The sequence below is a fragment of the Enterobacter sp. B79-1 genome, assembly GCF_057444735.1.
This window is the reverse complement of the sequence record NZ_JBYAZJ010000001.1, coordinates 1,471,252-1,488,239: the sequence shown is the minus strand read 5'-3', so window position 1 is coordinate 1,488,239 and position 16,988 is coordinate 1,471,252. Positions and strand designations below refer to the sequence as shown.

At 54.1% G+C, this 16,988-nt stretch carries 18 protein-coding genes; 7 read left to right on the top strand and 11 right to left on the bottom strand.

Annotation, left to right across the window (positions count from 1 at the left end; genetic code table 11):
* The first annotated feature begins 58 nt into the window (after positions 1-58).
* Together mtnA and AC2T6E_RS07220 are read left to right on the top strand one after the other, a co-directional pair.
* Positions 59-1,075, top strand: a complete 1,017-nt coding sequence (mtnA, locus tag AC2T6E_RS07225) for an S-methyl-5-thioribose-1-phosphate isomerase (RefSeq protein ID WP_214594385.1) — start codon at positions 59-61, stop codon at positions 1,073-1,075.
* A 42-nt stretch (positions 1,076-1,117) separates the two neighbouring features.
* Positions 1,118-1,597, top strand: coding sequence for an SRPBCC family protein (locus tag AC2T6E_RS07220; protein ID WP_010428473.1), 480 nt, complete (start codon positions 1,118-1,120; stop codon positions 1,595-1,597).
* Positions 1,598-1,640: 43 nt separating this feature from the next.
* On the opposite strand, the gene AC2T6E_RS07215 is transcribed toward AC2T6E_RS07220, so the two are convergent.
* Genes AC2T6E_RS07215 through AC2T6E_RS07205 form a run of 3 tightly spaced genes read right to left on the bottom strand, consistent with a single transcriptional unit; the run spans position 1,641 to position 3,480 of the window.
* Complete coding sequence (locus tag AC2T6E_RS07215) at positions 1,641-2,183, bottom strand: 1,2-dihydroxy-3-keto-5-methylthiopentene dioxygenase (protein ID WP_010428475.1); 543 nt, start codon at positions 2,181-2,183, stop codon at positions 1,641-1,643.
* Positions 2,180-2,869, bottom strand: a complete 690-nt coding sequence (gene mtnC / locus AC2T6E_RS07210; protein ID WP_320741733.1) for an acireductone synthase — start codon at positions 2,867-2,869, stop codon at positions 2,180-2,182. Before mtnC ends, AC2T6E_RS07215 begins: the two co-directional genes overlap by 4 nt.
* Positions 2,866-3,480 carry a methylthioribulose 1-phosphate dehydratase gene (locus AC2T6E_RS07205; protein WP_486691054.1) on the bottom strand — a complete coding sequence of 205 codons (615 nt, stop codon included), beginning with the start codon at positions 3,478-3,480 and terminating at the stop codon, positions 2,866-2,868. The genes mtnC and AC2T6E_RS07205 overlap by 4 nt, the downstream gene beginning before the upstream one ends.
* Before the next feature lie 247 nt (positions 3,481-3,727).
* Between AC2T6E_RS07205 and AC2T6E_RS07200 the strand changes: the two genes are divergently transcribed.
* A complete protein-coding gene (locus AC2T6E_RS07200; protein WP_486691052.1) occupies positions 3,728-4,888 on the top strand; it encodes a pyridoxal phosphate-dependent aminotransferase in 1,161 nt (386 codons plus the stop codon).
* Here the strand turns inward: AC2T6E_RS07200 and AC2T6E_RS07195 are convergent, their stop codons facing one another.
* From AC2T6E_RS07195 to citR, 3 genes are all read right to left on the bottom strand, one after another.
* The gene (locus AC2T6E_RS07195) at positions 4,889-5,515 is read right to left on the bottom strand and encodes an IbrB-like domain-containing protein (RefSeq protein ID WP_486691050.1); all 627 of its coding nucleotides are present in this window, start codon (positions 5,513-5,515) and stop codon (positions 4,889-4,891) included.
* A complete protein-coding gene (locus AC2T6E_RS07190) occupies positions 5,500-6,723 on the bottom strand; it encodes a phosphoadenosine phosphosulfate reductase (protein WP_486691048.1) in 1,224 nt (407 codons plus the stop codon). The genes AC2T6E_RS07195 and AC2T6E_RS07190 overlap by 16 nt, the downstream gene beginning before the upstream one ends.
* 129 nt (positions 6,724-6,852) lie before the next feature.
* Positions 6,853-7,773 (bottom strand): DNA-binding transcriptional repressor CitR, encoded by a 921-nt coding sequence (citR, locus tag AC2T6E_RS07185; RefSeq protein ID WP_108415845.1) that lies wholly within the window; start codon positions 7,771-7,773, stop codon positions 6,853-6,855.
* 623 nt (positions 7,774-8,396) lie between these two features.
* On the opposite strand from citR, the gene ahpC reads away from it, so the two are divergent.
* Together ahpC and ahpF are read left to right on the top strand one after the other, a co-directional pair.
* Positions 8,397-8,960 (top strand): alkyl hydroperoxide reductase subunit C, encoded by a 564-nt coding sequence (ahpC, locus tag AC2T6E_RS07180; RefSeq protein WP_008501015.1) that lies wholly within the window; start codon positions 8,397-8,399, stop codon positions 8,958-8,960.
* Positions 8,961-9,147: 187 nt separating this feature from the next.
* Entirely contained in the window at positions 9,148-10,713 is a 1,566-nt protein-coding gene (ahpF, locus tag AC2T6E_RS07175) for an alkyl hydroperoxide reductase subunit F (protein WP_109081159.1), read from the top strand.
* 62 nt (positions 10,714-10,775) lie between these two features.
* Here ahpF and uspG read toward each other — a convergent pair whose 3' ends face one another.
* Positions 10,776-11,204, bottom strand: coding sequence for a universal stress protein UspG (gene uspG, locus AC2T6E_RS07170; protein ID WP_042715222.1), 429 nt, complete (start codon positions 11,202-11,204; stop codon positions 10,776-10,778).
* Positions 11,205-11,385: 181 nt separating this feature from the next.
* On the opposite strand from uspG, the gene AC2T6E_RS07165 reads away from it, so the two are divergent.
* Entirely contained in the window at positions 11,386-12,624 is a 1,239-nt protein-coding gene (locus AC2T6E_RS07165) for a zinc-dependent alcohol dehydrogenase (RefSeq protein WP_148401332.1), read from the top strand.
* Positions 12,625-12,634: 10 nt separating this feature from the next.
* On the opposite strand, the gene yldA is transcribed toward AC2T6E_RS07165, so the two are convergent.
* On the bottom strand, positions 12,635-12,724 hold the full coding sequence (gene yldA, locus AC2T6E_RS07160; protein WP_283095801.1) for a small membrane protein YldA: 90 nt from the start codon (positions 12,722-12,724) through the stop codon (positions 12,635-12,637).
* Between the two features lie 128 nt (positions 12,725-12,852).
* A complete protein-coding gene (gene rnk, locus AC2T6E_RS07155; protein WP_010428502.1) occupies positions 12,853-13,263 on the bottom strand; it encodes a nucleoside diphosphate kinase regulator in 411 nt (136 codons plus the stop codon).
* Between the two features lie 249 nt (positions 13,264-13,512).
* On the opposite strand from rnk, the gene AC2T6E_RS07150 reads away from it, so the two are divergent.
* On the top strand, positions 13,513-14,130 hold the full coding sequence (locus AC2T6E_RS07150; RefSeq protein WP_120159136.1) for a flavin reductase family protein: 618 nt from the start codon (positions 13,513-13,515) through the stop codon (positions 14,128-14,130).
* Here AC2T6E_RS07150 and rna read toward each other — a convergent pair.
* On the bottom strand, positions 14,124-14,897 hold the full coding sequence (gene rna / locus AC2T6E_RS07145; protein ID WP_379970916.1) for a ribonuclease I: 774 nt from the start codon (positions 14,895-14,897) through the stop codon (positions 14,124-14,126). The two genes, AC2T6E_RS07150 and rna, sit on opposite strands and share 7 nt — an antisense overlap.
* Positions 14,898-15,027: 130 nt before the next feature.
* Positions 15,028-16,395 carry an anaerobic C4-dicarboxylate transporter DcuC gene (dcuC, locus tag AC2T6E_RS07140; protein ID WP_089598881.1) on the bottom strand — a complete coding sequence of 456 codons (1,368 nt, stop codon included), beginning with the start codon at positions 16,393-16,395 and terminating at the stop codon, positions 15,028-15,030.
* Positions 16,396-16,988 lie beyond the last annotated feature (593 nt).

The following is a 16,988-nucleotide window of genomic DNA, read 5'->3' as shown; positions in this document are numbered from 1 at the left end:
ACATCTGGATTTCATCCTGACACAATGTGCTACAACAACGCAACAGGGAATTAACGACATGCAGACATTACAGACGACCAGCCTGCGGGTGGCGAATAATCAGCTCTTTATTCTCGACCAACAGGCGCTTCCGCAGGAGAAACGCTGGCTGGATGCCTCTACGGTAGAGGCGCTGGTTGGGCACATTCATGCCCTGCGGGTGCGCGGCGCGCCGCTGATTGGTCTCTCTGCAAGCCTGCTGCTGGCGCTGCTGGCGGAAAACGGCAAAAGCCGCGACGAATTGGCGGCGGCGCTGGAAACCCTGCGCGCCTCCCGCCCGACGGCGGTGAACCTGATGAACAATCTCGACCGCATGAAAATTGCGCTGTGGCAGGAAGATTATGTTCCGGCGCTGGTGGCTGAGGCGCTGCGCCTGATTGACGAAGACAAGCGGCTTTGCGACGCGATTGCGAAAGCCGGCAGCGCGCTGGTGAAGCCCGGCAGCCGTCTGCTGACCCACTGCAACACTGGCGGGTTGGCAACGGCGGGCGTCGGCACCGCATTGGGCGTGATTGCCCGCGCGCATCAGGACGGTAACGTTAGCAACGTCTGGGTGGATGAAACCCGTCCGCTACTGCAGGGCGGCAGGCTGACCGCGTGGGAGCTTGGCGAGCTGGGCGTGCCGTATCAGCTCATCACCGATTCCATGGCCGCCAGCCTGATGGCAAAAGGGGAGGTAGATGCCGTGTGGGTGGGAGCAGACCGTATTGCCGCCAACGGCGACGTGGCGAACAAGATCGGCACCTATTCTCTGGCGGTGCTGGCGAAATTCCACGGTATTCCGTTCTACGTGGCTGCCCCGCAAACGACCCTCGATCCGGACTGCCCGAACGGTGACGCGATCCCGATTGAGCAACGTGCAGCCAGCGAGGTGACGGGCGTGGCCGGAAGCTTTGGCGCGGTGCAGTGGGCGCCGGAAAACGCGCAGGTCTATAACCCGGCGTTTGACGTTACGCCTGCCTCGCTGATTAGCGGCTGGGTGCTGGATACGGGCGTGGTCACGCCGGAAGCAGTGGCAAACGGAAAATTCGCCTGAGTCCGGCTATCCTTTAAGGGGTTCCCCTGAGAGGACAACATCGTGACGCTCGATCCTGAAACAGACTTAAAACTGGAGCGCGTGGTGGACGCACCGCGCGACCTGCTGTGGCTCTGCTGGACTACGCCGGAACACATCAAAAACTTCTTCATTCCTGCTCCCCATAAGGTGACCGAATGCGATCTCGACCTGCGCGTGGGCGGGCGGTTCAACACCGTGTTTGAGGTGGACGGTCAGCGTATGGATAACCGCGGTGTCTTCCTGGAAATCGATCCCGGTAAAAAGCTGGTCTTTACCGACGGTTATACCGAAGGCTGGAAACCGGCCGAAAAGCCGTTTATGACGGCGATTTTATTGCTGGAAGACGTCGGCGAGGGGAAAACCCGCTATACGGCGATAGCGCGTCATCCGACGAAGGACATCCGCGAGCAGCATGAGCAGATGGGCTTCCACGAAGGGTGGGGCATTGTGCTGGACCAGCTGGTGGGGTATGTGAAGGGCTTAACGCGTAGTGCGCGCTGATGCCCTCACCCCGGCCCTCTCCCACGGGGAGAGGGAGAAAAGATTATGCCAGGCGTGGATACGCATCCGCGATCGCATCGCCCGTAAACTGGGCCACCCAGCCTTCCGGGTTATCGAAAATACGAATCGCCGTAAAGTTCGGCTCTGAACCCATATCGAACCAGTGCGGCGTACCCGCGGGCACGGAAATCAGGTCGTTTTTCTCGCACAGCACCTGATACACCTCATCGCCAATATGCAGGCAGAACAGCCCCGCGCCTTCTACGAAGAAGCGCACTTCGTCTTCGCCGTGGGTGTGTTCGTTCAGGAACTTTGCGCGCAGCGCCTCTTTCTGCGGGTTGTCGGCGCGCAGGCTGATCACGTCCCAGCTCTGGTAACCCTTTTCTGCGACCAGTTTGTCAATTGCATGTTGATACGCCTCGATCACGGCTTCGGGCGCAGGATCCTGGCCTAAATCGCGGTCAGCTGCCCAGCGTTCAAACCGCACGCCTTTAGCGTTGAGCTGTTGGGCAATTTCGGCGGCGTCGGTGCTGTGCCACTGGTGCTGACTGGCGTCTTTATCGGAATAAATGGTCAATGCGCTCATGAAGGGATCTGCTCCGGATTAATCTCGTCAAACTGGTGGACCTGATGATGATGGCTTGCGCCGTCATCATCGCCGCGAATCAGCTGCAGGGTGCGAAAACCTGCCTGTTCAGCCGCGTCCAGCTCCTGATGAATATCGGACAGGAACAGGATCTGCGACGGGGCGATGCCCGTTTGTGCCGCAATGTTTTGATAAGACTGCACTTCGCGCTTGGCGCCGATGTGGGTATCAAAATAGCCGCTGAACAGATGAGTAATATCACCTTCGTCGCTGTAGCCAAATAACAGTTTCTGCGCGGCGACGGAGCCAGAGGAATAAACATAGAGATCAATGCCTTGCGCTTTCCATTTTTCCAGCGCAGGCAGCACGTCCGGATAGAGATGGCCGGTAAAGTCGCCGTTCACGTAGCCGTCATGCCAGATAATTCCCTGCAGGGCTTTGAGCGCCGTGGATTTGCGATCTTCGTCCATAAAGGCAAACAGGGCGTCGATAAGCTCGCTGACGCTGGCGTGCGGGTGACCGATTTCATCGCGCAGGTTGTCCAGAATGGATGTGACCGGCTCGGCGTACTGCTGCGTGGTGACGAAGGCCGCCAGCCGCTCACGCGCATAGGGGAACAAAACATCATGGACAAAACGGATATCGCTGGTGGTGCCTTCAATATCCGTCACAATTGCGCGAATCATACTCTCTCCAGTTGTCGTAAACGCATTTCACATTCAAACAGGAATTCCAGTCCTTCCAGATGACGGCGGGCTTCGGCCACGTCGCGTCCCCAGCAGGTTAAGCCATGACCGCGCAGAAGAAAACCATAATTAAGCGGGCGTTCCTGCGCGTAATGGGCGATGCGCGAGGCGAGGGCATCGATGTCCTGGTCGTTATCAAATACCGGGATGGAAACCGTATCCAGATGCGTGGTCTGTCCGGTGAGGGATTTTTGCATCTCAAAGCCGCTGATGTTGAGCTCGGCTTCTTTGACCAGACGCGACAGAACCGTAGCGTTGACGGTATGTACATGCAGGACAGCGTTGGCCTCGGGAAACAGGCGATAGATGAGGGTATGCAGCCCGGTCTCTGCCGACGGTTTACGGCCAGACGGCGCACGGTTGGTGGCGATCTCCACCTGCAGAAAATCCTCCGTCGTCAGACTGCCTTTGTCTTTGCCGGATTCGCTGAGCCAGCACAGGCGTTCGTCCTGACGCATCGACATGTTGCCGCCGGTGGCGGGTGCCCAGCCTTTGGCGCCAATCCAGCGGCAGGCGTCGACCAGATGTGTGAGTTGCAGGTTGTCTGTCATTTCCTTTTACCCTCGCGGCCAGGAATATTCATATGGTTTATACCCGTCATACTTCAAATTGCAGGTGCGTTGGCTGCACTCACTCACCCCAGTCACGTACTTATGTACGCTCCCGGGGATTCGTTCCCTTGCCGCCTTCCTGCAACTCGAATTATTTAGGGTATAGACGTCTAAGCGTCTTGATTGCCAAAGACTAACATCGTGTTATAGTGGCAGCAACATAAGTATTACAAGCAGGCACGACACGATGAGCAATAACGCATTGATTCCGCAGAGTAAACTTCCCAATCTCGGGACCACCATCTTTACGCAGATGAGCGCCCTGGCACAGCAGCACAACGCCATTAACCTTTCGCAGGGGTTCCCGGATTTCGACGGCCCGACCTATCTGCAGGAACGTCTGGCCTACCACGTGGCGCAGGGGGCGAACCAGTACGCGCCGATGACCGGCGTGCAGGCGCTGCGGGATGCCATTGCGGATAAAACGGCTGAGCTGTATGGCTATAAGCCCGATGCGAACAGCGACATCACGGTGACGGCCGGGGCGACCGAAGCGCTGTATGCGGCGATTACCGCGCTGGTGCGTGCGGGCGATGAAGTCATTTGTTTTGATCCGAGCTACGACAGCTACGCGCCAGCCATCGAGCTTTCCGGCGGCGTGGTGAAACGCGTGGCGCTCCAGCCACCGCATTTCCGCCCTGACTGGCAGGCGTTTGCCGCGCTGCTGAGCGATAAAACCCGTCTGGTGATCCTGAATACGCCGCACAACCCGTCGGCGACGGTGTGGCAAAAGGCCGATTTCGCCGCGCTGTGGCAGGCCATTGCCGAACGTGAGATTTACGTACTGAGCGATGAAGTCTACGAGCACATCTGCTTTGCAGAGGAAGGGCACGCCAGCGTGCTGGCGCATCCGCAGCTTCGCGAGCGGGCAATCTCCGTGTCGTCATTTGGTAAAACCTATCATATGACCGGCTGGAAAGTGGGATATAGCGTGGCACCGGCCGCCATTAGCGCGGAGCTGCGCAAGGTGCACCAGTACCTGACATTTGCCGTGAATACGCCTGCTCAGCTGGCGCTGGCGGATATGCTGCGCGCTGAACCCGGGCATTACCGCGAGTTGCCGCACTTCTATCGTGAACGTCGGGATCTGTTTGTGGCGGCGCTGAGTCAAAGCCGTCTGGAAATTTTACCCTCGGAAGGGACCTACTTCCTGCTCGCGGACTACAGCGCGATTTCCGATCTTGACGACGTTAGCTTTTGCCAGTGGTTAACAAAAGAGGTGGGCGTGGCCGCCATTCCGCTGTCGGTGTTCTGCGCCGATCCCTTCCCGCATAAGCTGATCCGTCTTTGTTTTGCGAAGCAGGAATCGACGCTGCTTGCGGCGGCAGAGCGCCTTAACGCGCTCTGATTATTTTACCGTCCAGGCTTCTGAGTAACGACGGTCTGCGAAGAGTTCCAGCAGGCCGTTGATTTGCTTGAGGCGCAACACTTCATCGTTATCCATCCCCAGCTCCTTGCCAATCCTCTCGTCGTTCCAGCCAAGCTGAACCAGTTCACGAACAATCTCTGACATGGCGTTGATCTGGTGCCGCCCGCGCGCGCGGTTATGGCGAATGGTCGCCGCCATGCGGTTATGTTTGTCCTGCCGATCTTCGCGCAGGCAGGTGACGGGCAAGTACCCTTTGAGCTGGCGCTTTAACGACGCCCGGTTGGTGCCAATCTCATGGCGATGAAAACCATCGACAATTTCGTAGTGCTGAGATGCATTTTGCGTCACAACGATAGGTTGCGTGAATCCATCAAGTTCAAGGGATTTGCTTAGTAACCGTTTTTCCGGTGGCGCAACGTTATTGGGGTTGTAGTCGTTGGCGGTGATATCGTCCTGTTTCACCCAGAGCACGCAGTCTATAGGTTGCTCGCTAAACGGGCTGTTTTTGTGTATCGCGACTCGCAGGGCGTTAATGGCGTTTATTCGATCCTCTTCGGGAAGTGACTGCAGGTAGATATCTATTTCGTTGATTATTCGCTGTCGCATAAAATGCCCCACTCCTTGCGTTTCGCCTTCATTCTGTCGCTGTAGCGCTGATAATGTTTGGGTTTATTTGGGCTGAAGGAAAGTGCCCGGCACCAGTAATCGTTATTAAGTAAAACCTTACAAATACGTCGCCATGAGGGTATGTCTTTGGCACCGATATCCCCGTCCTGGGTGTCGGGAATAGCGGCCATGCCTCGCTTTTGATACCAGTGCAGATACACCGCGATTTTATTGCGGTAATGCTCAGCGGTATTTTGTGGCATGCTGTCGAGCAGCAGCATGGCGTATTCGCGCCAGCAAAGATGTTCGGGTTTGAGTATTTTGCGGTGACCATAAAAGTGGTTGTCGTGACCTGCGTAAATTCCCCCGCTGCGTACCCCGCTGACGCGTTCGCACATGGCGGCCCAGCGATCGGGTTCGACCACATGGTAGAGCCAGAGTCCCTGACGCTGCTCGGGACCAAAAGGTTCGCAGATACGCATGTAGCGCGGGGGCACGCCGGCCTGGTACATCAGGTCGTAAAGTGGGTTGTAGCAGCAGCCGGTTTTTGCAAACCAGGTCCAGATATCGGCCGTTTTCCAGTCATAAAGCGGGTAGATATACCAGGCGTGCCCACCCGGTGCGACCGTCGTCCAGGGTTTGTCATCAGAGAACCGTTGTTTACGCGCTGAAGCGATGGCCAGAAAGCGGTTATAGGATTCATCGGCGCGGATCCCAACCATGACTGCTGCAGGGCGTTTTTGTGCGTACCATTCCGCAAAATCGCGGACGAAGGCTTCGAACGTCATACCCTGCTGATAAAAATCGAAATAGTGTGGATCGGTAATGGCATCTTCTGGCGGTTGACGAACCCAGTGAGTGTCGGGCGCCCAGCATTGCCATTCAGGTTGAAACTGAGACAGGGAGTTCTGGGTGGTTATCGGTAGCGCGACCCACCAGAACTGATTAATGACGTCCTGATAAAGCGCTCGTACTGTTTCAATATGCTTAATGGTTAATGAGAACTGCGCTTCCCAGTCCATAAATAAGATATCTATTTTTCGTTTTAGCCGCCGTGCCTGCCGGGCGACAAGATGTAGCATCACGGTAGAATCTTTTCCGCCAGAAAAGGAGACGCACACCCTTGGAAAATTGTTAAGCGTCCAGTCTATGCGTTCTACAGCGGCTTCAAGAACATTTTCCCGTAGTGGGATTTTATAGATCGACATGGTTCATCGCATCCTGCGTGGTAAATGCCTAAATGAAATTCAAGCTTATTATGAAAGTAATTTCCCTTACTTTCACGAAATCATTTTTTCAATGTGTGATTTTTTTATTTCCCATCCTGGAAATGATTCTTAATCAGAGGGCGCAGCAATACAGAGCTTATGCATTTTTTCAATGAATGTTGAAAAAACGCTGCTGTTCAGTGATGAACGACTGTAGAGCATATAAATATGTATTTCGGGCAGTGTAAACGGGGTCTCAACCCTTTTTAGTTTCAACGCCTCTTTATATGTTTCATAGATGGATACGGGAATGAAGCCTAAGAGCTCGGATGAGCTAACCATGGAGATAAGCGAACTGACGGAGTCCGTGCGAAAAGCAATGTTTCGTTCCGGGAAAACCCCATTGGCGCGATTCTGAAACTCTTTAACGCCCGGGTGAGCACTCCGATAAAAGGTGTACTTCTCGCGGTATAACGCCTCGGTACTGGCCTGCTCGCCGATCCTCGGATGGTCTTCTCGGCAGATCAGCACGATAGGCACCGTCGTAAAGAGGGTACACACAACAGAGTGGTTTTTCACCGGTGCAATCGTAAAGATCAGGTCCGCTTTACGGTACGCAAGCAGGTCCTCCGCTGATTCCGGAGAGATAAGCATATCACGTTGTTCTACCTCGTAATCTTCCTCAGACATTAACAGCTTCATTGGTTCGAGCATATAACCGGGCGACACCATTTGAGAGCAGTAAATGACGAAGTTTTTCTTGACCCCAGAGTGATGCATCAGGTTGATCGTTTGCTCAATCTGGTTGAGATTCTGTTCAAGATGGTGGTGCAGGTTGATGCCTACCGTGGTCGGTGTAATCCCCTTGCCGGAACGGATAAAGAGGGGGTCATTGAGCTGGTTGCGCAGGCGTTGCAGCGACTGGCTCACGGCAGAAGGCGTGATATAGAGCGTCTCGGCGGCCTTACTGATACTGAGATGTTGGTAAATACATTCGAAAATGACTAACAGATTGAGATCGAATTTTTTAAGCTCATAGAGATTTGCCATTTTTAGTCCTGCGGATGCCGGGTTTGCTGAAGTTATCACATTACTGATAACTATAGATTGAAGTTAACCATTTACAATCTTTGTGGTTCACTGACTTAATTTTATTTTAAAATCATCTTAATATATCACGGCGTCAGATTAATGAAATAGAACTTCAAGAGCGATTAAGATAATTTTATCTTTAAAGTCTGATTGGCTTTTTTGAATGACAAACGACATTTATATATGGCGGGAAATTCATAATGAAATTAAATCTATAACCTTCCGAAATTATTTTCGATTTTGCCTATCACAGTCATAGGCAGGAATGCCACTCTTATGGATTGCTCAACGCCGGGACGGATGGTGTAATCAAAGCGCTGTTACCGCCTTGATACTCTAGGTTGTAGAGCGCAACGCAACGCCAGTTTCGGCTGGCACTGAATGTACCTGCGGGGAATTCAGGTATCAGGGCCGCCCGTTGAGGCGGCCTTTTTACTTTCAGGCTTTCCTGTAAAAGGTTCACCTTGTTGTCTTGTCGAGGTTGTAAGGTTTGGCTGATTGATTTGATAAAGCATACGCATTAGCCCCGATGAATAAAGTTGGTTACCTTACATCTCAACGAAAACACGGAGGAAGTACAGATGTCTTTGATTAATACCAAAATTAAACCTTTCAAAAACCAGGCGTTCAAAAACGGTGAGTTCATCGAAGTTACCGAGAAAGATACCGAAGGCCGCTGGAGTGTCTTCTTCTTCTATCCGGCTGACTTTACCTTCGTTTGCCCGACTGAACTGGGTGACGTAGCGGACCATTACGACGAACTGCAGAAGCTGGGCGTAGACGTTTACTCAGTGTCTACCGATACCCACTTCACCCACAAAGCATGGCACAGCAGCTCTGAAACCATCGCGAAAATCAAATACGCGATGATCGGCGACCCGACTGGCGCCCTGACCCGTAACTTCGACAACATGCGTGAAGATGAAGGCCTGGCTGACCGTGCCACCTTCGTTGTTGACCCGCAGGGCATTATCCAGGCTATCGAAGTTACCGCTGAAGGTATCGGCCGTGATGCTTCTGACCTGCTGCGTAAAGTGAAAGCTGCTCAGTACGTGGCTTCTCACCCAGGCGAAGTGTGCCCGGCGAAATGGAAAGAAGGCGAAGCGACGCTGGCTCCATCCCTGGACCTGGTCGGCAAAATCTAAGTCTGTAAAGCCTGGCGGCGCTGCGCTTGCACAGGCCTACAGTATCGTAGGCCGGGTAAACGAAGTGCCACCCGGCAATCAATGGGCGCCCCCGCGCCCATTTCATTCCAGCACCATGATGCAAGTTGCATTCAGGCCGCCCGTATAAGGCAGCTTGCATGATGACGTCTTAAGAGAGGGAAGAACAATGCTCGACACAAACATGAAAACCCAGCTCAAGGCCTACCTTGAGAAACTGACCAAACCCGTTGAGCTGATTGCCACGCTGGATGACAGCGCCAAATCGGCAGAGATCAAGGAACTGCTGGCGGAGATCGCCGAACTGTCGCCGAAAGTAACTTTCAAAGAAGACAACGCGCTGGCCGTTCGTAAGCCCTCTTTCCTGATTACCAACCCAGGCTCCGACCAGGGACCGCGCTTTGCCGGATCTCCGCTGGGTCACGAATTTACCTCACTGGTGCTGGCGCTGCTGTGGACCGGTGGTCATCCGTCAAAAGAAGCGCAGGCGCTGCTGGAGCAGATCCGCGATATCGACGGTGATTTCGAGTTTGAAACCTATTACTCGCTCTCCTGCCACAACTGCCCGGACGTGGTGCAGGCGCTGAACCTGATGTCAGTCCTGAACCCGCGCATTAAGCACACGGCGATTGACGGCGGTACCTTCCAGAATGAAATCACCGATCGCAACGTGATGGGCGTTCCGGCGGTCTACATGAACGGTCAGGAGTTTGGCCAGGGCCGTATGACCCTGACGGAAATCGTGGCCAAAGTGGACACCGGCGCAGAAAAACGTGCGGCAGAAGAGCTGAACAAACGCGATGCCTACGACGTGCTGATCGTCGGTTCCGGCCCGGCGGGCGCAGCGGCGGCGGTGTACTCCGCACGTAAAGGGATCCGCACCGGCCTGATGGGCGAACGTTTTGGCGGTCAGGTGCTCGATACCGTGGATATTGAAAACTACATTTCCGTGCCAAAAACGGAAGGTCAGAAACTGGCAGGGGCACTGAAAGCGCACGTCAGCGACTACGACGTGGACGTGATCGACAGCCAGAGCGCCAGCAAGCTGGTTCCGGCAGCGGTCGAGGGTGGTTTACACCAGATTGAAACCGCGTCCGGCGCGGTGCTGAAAGCGCGCAGCATCATCATTGCGACCGGCGCGAAATGGCGCAACATGAACGTGCCGGGTGAAGATCAGTATCGTACTAAAGGCGTAACCTACTGTCCGCACTGCGACGGCCCGCTGTTTAAAGGTAAACGCGTGGCGGTGATCGGCGGCGGTAACTCCGGCGTGGAAGCGGCAATCGACCTGGCGGGGATTGTTGAACACGTTACGCTTCTGGAGTTCGCTCCAGAGATGAAGGCCGATCAGGTTCTGCAGGACAAAGTACGCAGCCTGAAAAACGTCGACATCGTGCTGAACGCGCAGACCACGGAAGTGAAGGGCGACGGCAGCAAAGTGACGGGGCTGGAATACCGCGACCGCGTGAGCGGCGATGTTCACAGCGTTCAGCTTTCGGGGATCTTCGTGCAGATTGGCCTGTTACCAAACACCACCTGGCTGGAAGGCGCGATTGAGCGCAATCGCATGGGCGAGATCATCATCGATGCGAAATGCGAAACCAGCGTGAAGGGCGTGTTTGCGGCGGGTGACTGTACCACCGTGCCGTATAAGCAGATTATCATCGCTACCGGCGAAGGTGCGAAGGCGTCACTGAGTTCGTTTGATTACCTGATTCGCACCAAAACCGCATAATAAAAGAAAGTAAGACGACACCTGCAATAGCAAGAGGCCACCGAAAGGTGGCCTCTGTTTTTTTACCGAACCACCATCACCGGAATGTGGGTGTGGCGGATCACGCTGGAGGCATTCGACCCCAGCAGGTGAGTGGTGATCGACGGATTACGCGAGCCAATCACCACCACGTCGGCTTTCAACTCACCGGCCAGTTCGTTTACGGCATCACGCACGCTGCCAAAACGGACGTGGGTTTTGATGCGCGATGGGTCAATGCTGAAGTGCTCAACCATGGTTTGCAGTCGGGTTTCGGCTTCGTGCTGAAGGTGCTCTTCGAAGCGGCGCACGTCGGCGGCAAAACGATGCAGGCTCAGGCTGGCCGAACCCGGTAATACATGAAGAAGATGAATAATGCCGTCCTGCTGCGCAAGGAACTCCGCGTGGCGAACGGCCTTGTCGCTCAACTCCATCTCAAAAACATCAACCGGCATAATGATTGTCTGATACATACCCGTTTCTCCTTGTTTATAAACGCTGAATTCATTCAAACATAAAATATTATCGCTTTCTGTAATCTGAACAGCACTTTTCTATTCCGCCAGGATAAATCTCAAAACGGCCTGATTTCAGAGCTGACCTTCAGAGGACGCTACCCTTTTAGAAGCTTACTCACATCCTTTCGGAGGTCGCATGAAAGCACTCACGTACCACGGTCCACACCATGTTCGCGTGGATAATGTTCCCGATCCCGTCATTGAACAACCTGACGATATCATCCTGCGCGTCACGGCGACGGCGATTTGTGGATCCGATCTGCATCTCTACCGCGGTAAGATCCCGAAGGTCGAGCATGGCGACATTTTTGGTCATGAGTTTATGGGTGAAGTGGTCGAAACCGGCAGGGATGTGAAGAACGTGCAGAAGGGTGAGCGGGTCGTGATCCCCTTCGTGATTGCCTGTGGCGACTGCTTTTTTTGCCGTCTGCAACAGTATGCGGCCTGCGAGAAAACCAACGCCGGGCAGGGCGCGGCGCTGAACAAAAAGCAAATACCAGCCCCTGCCGCACTGTTTGGTTACAGCCACCTTTACGGCGGCGTGCCGGGAGGACAGGCGGAATACGTTCGCGTGCCGAAAGGCAATGTCGGACCGTTCAAGGTGCCGCAACTGTTGTCAGATGACAAAGCGCTGTTCCTCTCAGATATTTTGCCCACAGCCTGGCAGGCAGCAAAAAACGCGCAGATTACAAAAGGCTCGAGCGTGGCAGTTTTCGGCGCGGGGCCAGTCGGTTTGCTGACCATCGCCTGCGCGCGACTGTTAGGGGCTGAACAGATTTTTGTCATTGACCATCATCCGTACCGGCTTCAGTTTGCTCAGGAACGTTACGGTGCCATTCCCATTAACTTTGACGATGATAACGACGCGGCGGAAAAAATCATTGAGCAGACGGCGGGGCAGCGCGGCGTGGATGCGGTGATTGACGCGGTCGGGTTTGAAGCCAAGGGCAGCACCACGGAAACCCTCCTCAGTAATCTCAAGATTGAAGGAAGCAGCGGCAAAGCGCTACGCCAGTGTATCGCGGCCGTGCGACGCGGTGGGGTGGTGAGCGTGCCGGGCGTCTATGCCGGGTTTATTCATGGGTTCTTATTTGGCGACGCATTTGATAAAGGGATCAGCTTTAAGATGGGGCAGACACACGTTCATGCCTGGCTGGGCGAACTGCTGCCGCTGATTGAAAAAGGGCTGCTGACGCCGGAGGAGATCGTCACGCATTATTTGCCTCTGGCCGACGCTGAACGTGCGTACAAGATTTTTGAGAAACGGGAAGAGGCATGTCGCAAAGTCATTCTGGTTCCTGGCGCGGAAAGCCCCGAGGCGGCGGAGCAGCAGGTTAAGGGGCTGGTTAACGCTTTCCCCGGCGGGGTAGTGTGAGCGTAGTCGTTTACCAGTGGCGCTCAAGATACAGCACGGCCATGACGATAATCGCCAAAAAAATGAGAAAAATAAGTGTGATAGCCAGTATCTCACTCATAACCGTCCCCGCGGCAACAAAACAGATTAAGCGTGGATTAAGGTGATTTTGAGCGATATAGGACAATCGGGTGAAATGACGAAAAGAGGATGCAAGCGCATCCTCTTTGCTGGGCAGAAAGCGCGGGATTAACGGAGGTAATCGCCTGCGGCTTCTGGCTGGTAGAGCAGCTCAAGCACTTCCAGATGCGTCGACGCGCCACCCGGTAGTTCCCAGTGAATGGTATCACCTGTGCGCAACCCAAGCAGGGCCGCACCCACAGGTGCCAGTACGGAAAGCTGTGTGCTGCTGTCGGTCATTTGCGTCGGATAGACCAGCGTGCGGGTCAACTCTTCGCCCGTCGTCAGGTTACGAAATTTCACCTGGCTGTTCATGGTAACCACATCCTGAGGCATGGTCTCAGGCGTGCACATCTGCGCCCGGTCAAGCTCCTCGTTCAGCGCATCGGCTACCGGGAGAGAAGCGAATTCGGGTTTCTCCAGAAGACGGTCAATACGTTCTGCGTCGAGCTCATTAATGATAATTGTGGGTCTGGACATTTTTTACTCCATGTCGTTAATACTGCGTGTAACGCAGAAACCAATCCAAAAGAAAACCCTCGCCGTCTGGCAGCGAGGGTTTAACTCTCCCGATGATACTGGCTGAGCGTGCAAGTTTGAAGTGATGAAGGTCACATTCATGGTCCATATGAATTTTCGCTGAAATTTATTCAGTCTTCATTACGGGCGGAATACGTTACGCTGAGTCTCCTGAACCTGGGCGTTGCGCCCCATAAATGAGAGAGAACGATGTACTTCTACCAACCGTCTCAGGGTCACGGCCTGCCGCACGATCCGCTGAACGCCATTATTGGCCCGCGCCCGATTGGCTGGATCTCGTCCTGCGACACGAACGGCCTGCTTAACCTCGCGCCGTACAGCTTCTTTAACTGTTTCAACTATCGGCCACCGATCATTGGTTTTTCCAGCAACGGCTGGAAAGACAGCGTGCGCAATATTCACGAAACGGGCGAGTTTGTCTGGAACCTGGCCACGCGCGATCTGGCTGCTGCGATGAACAAAACCTCGGCCATGCTCCCCCATGATGAAGATGAGTTTTCCTTTGCCGGACTCACGCCCGTCGCCAGCCAGCTGGTGAAAGCGCCGCGCGTGGCAGAAAGCCCGGTAAATTTTGAGTGCCGCCTGTCGCAGTGCATCCAGCTGACCGGCGCAGACGGTACGCCGGTGGACACCTGGCTGGTATTGGGAGAAGTGGTCGGTATTCATATTGCTGATACGCTGCTGGAAGAGGGGATTTATCAGACCGCAAAAGCGCAGCCCATCCTGCGTGCGGGTGGGCCGACGGCGTATTACGGCATCAGCGATGAACACCGGTTCGATATGGTGCGTCCGGGCGCGGGTCAGTAACCTGCTTTATCAATCACGAACTGTTTGCCGCAGTTGCCTGGATGCGGTTGCGGCGCAAAAGAGGCCGACGAGAGAGGGGCATTAATGGTGTCGGCTTTCAGGGAGATCTGCATCTCGGTCAGATAAGCCGGATTGCCGTTACAGGTAAGCTTAATGGCTTTGACGTTCTGTTTGCCCCAGCTTTTCGCGACGGCATTATCAAAGTCACGGCGGCTGACGGTCTTGCCGTAGTTATCCGCCAGAAATTTACCGACTGCGCTGGTTTTAACATCCTGATTTAAACGCACCATGGTGCCGAAGTAAGCGTCGGGATCAAAACCAAAGCAGACGCCATGTTTGGCATATTCGTAACGTTCCAGGCAGGAGTTCCCGCCCGCGCCGGGCATCACGCTGTTAAGCTTTGCGGCGCCTGAAAGTGACAGCCCGGTTTCTGCGGCAGAACATTTACGGCTTGCTTTTGCTTCAGGCATGTTCGGGACGGGGCGGGTGGCACAGCCAAAGCGCATCCAGCGGCGTTCATCTACCCCGCGTGACGCGATGGATTTTGGCAGGCCAGGCCATAAGCCGTGCACGGTCAGGAAATCAGTTTTGCTGGCGCTCTCTTTTTGCAGGCGACATTCATCGGGTTCATTGCGATTGCGTTCGACCATGCTCTGACAGAATCCGGTTTGCCAGGAGAGCGCCAGAACGTAGCGATCGAAATCGCTATATTGCGTTGCCTTGAGGGGTTCTGCTTGTGCGGAGAGGACACAAAGGGCAAGCGCCATAGCGCCAGATGGGATAGCGATATCCTTACTGAACATTTGATTTCCTGATCGATTGAGTGCAATTAATTTCTGGAAATTATTAAAGCACAAAAAGCGCCCGCAGGCGCTTTTTGGTTATCAGGAATTTCGCTTAGGCGGCGCCGGGAACCAGCACTTCAGTGGCGATGATCACGATGATCAGGCCAACCAGCACGGGTACTGACGTCCGTTTCACGACCTCAAACGGCGAGATTTTTGCCATACCGGCGACGGCAACCACCACACCCGATACTGGAGAGATGGTACGGCCCAGGTTTGAGGCCTGAAGCATCGGGATAGAAAGGTAAGCCGGGTTAATGCCAGAGGAGTGAGCCAGTTTCGGGATCATCTCAACGAAGGCATAAAACGGTGCGTTACCGGAACCCGTGGTCATTGCCGCCAGCATGGTGAGGATCACCAGGACCAGCATCAGGATAATGCTGGCAGAGCCGAACGAGGTGGCGATGGAGATCAGGCTCTGAATAAAGCCGATGGTGCTGAGACCCTGGGCAAACACGCCCGCGGCAACCAGCAGCATCACGACGCCAGCAAACGCATCCGCCATCCCGCGATAGGCCACTTCCAGTCCTGAGAACACCTTCTGAGTGTTGAAGCCGCGCACAAATTCCAGCAAGGCTGCCAGCAGCATACAGATCACCAGAATGGTGATGATGTGCAGCTGTGGACCCCATTTGCCGTCAAAAATCAGTACCCCGATAATCGGGGTGAACGGCAGAATGGCGTAAAACGCGGGCGCAGTGGTGGTGATTTCACTCACGTCCAGCATTTCATGGCTGATGTTCTCTTTCTTATCGAGATAGCGCTGCCAGAAGAAGTGGGCGATGCCCATACCCACGATGGCAACAATGGAGATGGGCAGCGTGGTCTTAAAGGCGAAATCGATGAGTGACATCTCCGCCGCCTTTGCCGCCAGCACAACGTCGCCGGAGGTTGGGGAGAGAATAATGGCTGCCGGAGAGGCACAAATTGCCGCGGCCGCGCCACGGCTGATACCGACGTTGACCATAACCGGGAACAGGGTTGCCATTAACAGTACGCCAAGGCCGGTTGCAGACGAAACCGCAAGGGACATCAGGCAGGCGAGGAAATAGGCCGCGACCATGAGCAAATAGGGGGAGTTGATGTACTGCAGTGGTTTCGACGCCAGTTTGACCACCATATCGTTTGCGCCGATATGGGTCATATAGGCGGCAAAACCGCACAGCATCATAATCATCATGCCCAGGTCGCCACCGCGGCTCATGAGCAGAATTTTTATATATTCAACAATGTCGGTGGCCGTGTAGCCGGTGCTGGCTGCGCTGGCAGGTAACACCTGATGACCCATTAGCGCGCTAACAATCAGCAGGGTTAAGCCGCCGACGAATAACACGCCTGTGGCTGAGTACCCTTTAATGATGTAGCGGGCTACACCGACAATGACGACGACTCCGATAAGGAGTTCGATAAACGTAAGCATGATTTCCCCTGTCTCCTTGCTACCCGAGAGCACAAATAATCAATAAAAAAGAAGGATGAGAATGTGCCGAATTATTGCTCAGTCCTTGCTGATTAAAATCAATAAAAAGACTACTAAAGAAGGCATTGACGCTATTTTTGCCATCACTCCGGCATTTATGTCATATGGGTATTGACCGCCGGATACACCATTATATGTCATTTAGCGCACGGCTGGTCGGGAACGTGCGGGGCGCTGAAGCCTGTCTCTTCTGTGCACCTGGCAGCCTTTTGCCATAAGCCATATGATGCGTTTGGCTCAAAATCATTTTTTCTTCTACGGGGATAGTATTATTTTGGCGCAACGTATAAATATCTTTCACATGCTATGCAAATTTAAAAAGACTTTGTGGGTTGTATTGAAAGTTATATTTTATTGTGCGAATTAATTGTCTTTAATATAGCGTCATTGGCCTTCAGGTTTTGTGGCTGAATATAGTAGTTATGAGGTAGAAGTGCTACGAATATGGACAAAGGTGAGAACGGTTGGCGGGCTTACTGACGAGTGCTGAGGGCGGCGGCAGAGCCCGGCAGGGCTGGAGTGCATCTTCTCAT

Excerpts from the sequence above, each read along its gene's own strand:
- mtnA (WP_214594385.1), top strand. The coding sequence starts at position 59 with ATGCAGACATTACAGACGACCAGCCTGCGGGTGGCGAATAATCAGCTC.
- AC2T6E_RS07215 (WP_010428475.1), bottom strand. The coding sequence starts at position 2,183 with ATGAGCGCATTGACCATTTATTCCGATAAAGACGCCAGTCAGCACCAG.
- mtnC (WP_320741733.1), bottom strand. The coding sequence starts at position 2,869 with ATGATTCGCGCAATTGTGACGGATATTGAAGGCACCACCAGCGATATC.
- AC2T6E_RS07205 (WP_486691054.1), bottom strand. The coding sequence starts at position 3,480 with ATGACAGACAACCTGCAACTCACACATCTGGTCGACGCCTGCCGCTGG.
- AC2T6E_RS07200 (WP_486691052.1), top strand. The coding sequence starts at position 3,728 with ATGAGCAATAACGCATTGATTCCGCAGAGTAAACTTCCCAATCTCGGG.
- AC2T6E_RS07195 (WP_486691050.1), bottom strand. The coding sequence starts at position 5,515 with ATGCGACAGCGAATAATCAACGAAATAGATATCTACCTGCAGTCACTT.
- AC2T6E_RS07190 (WP_486691048.1), bottom strand. The coding sequence starts at position 6,723 with ATGTCGATCTATAAAATCCCACTACGGGAAAATGTTCTTGAAGCCGCT.
- citR (WP_108415845.1), bottom strand. The coding sequence starts at position 7,773 with ATGGCAAATCTCTATGAGCTTAAAAAATTCGATCTCAATCTGTTAGTC.
- ahpC (WP_008501015.1), top strand. The coding sequence starts at position 8,397 with ATGTCTTTGATTAATACCAAAATTAAACCTTTCAAAAACCAGGCGTTC.
- ahpF (WP_109081159.1), top strand. The coding sequence starts at position 9,148 with ATGCTCGACACAAACATGAAAACCCAGCTCAAGGCCTACCTTGAGAAA.
- uspG (WP_042715222.1), bottom strand. The coding sequence starts at position 11,204 with ATGTATCAGACAATCATTATGCCGGTTGATGTTTTTGAGATGGAGTTG.
- AC2T6E_RS07165 (WP_148401332.1), top strand. The coding sequence starts at position 11,386 with ATGAAAGCACTCACGTACCACGGTCCACACCATGTTCGCGTGGATAAT.
- yldA (WP_283095801.1), bottom strand. The coding sequence starts at position 12,724 with ATGAGTGAGATACTGGCTATCACACTTATTTTTCTCATTTTTTTGGCG.
- rnk (WP_010428502.1), bottom strand. The coding sequence starts at position 13,263 with ATGTCCAGACCCACAATTATCATTAATGAGCTCGACGCAGAACGTATT.
- AC2T6E_RS07150 (WP_120159136.1), top strand. The coding sequence starts at position 13,513 with ATGTACTTCTACCAACCGTCTCAGGGTCACGGCCTGCCGCACGATCCG.
- rna (WP_379970916.1), bottom strand. The coding sequence starts at position 14,897 with ATGGCGCTTGCCCTTTGTGTCCTCTCCGCACAAGCAGAACCCCTCAAG.
- dcuC (WP_089598881.1), bottom strand. The coding sequence starts at position 16,395 with ATGCTTACGTTTATCGAACTCCTTATCGGAGTCGTCGTCATTGTCGGT.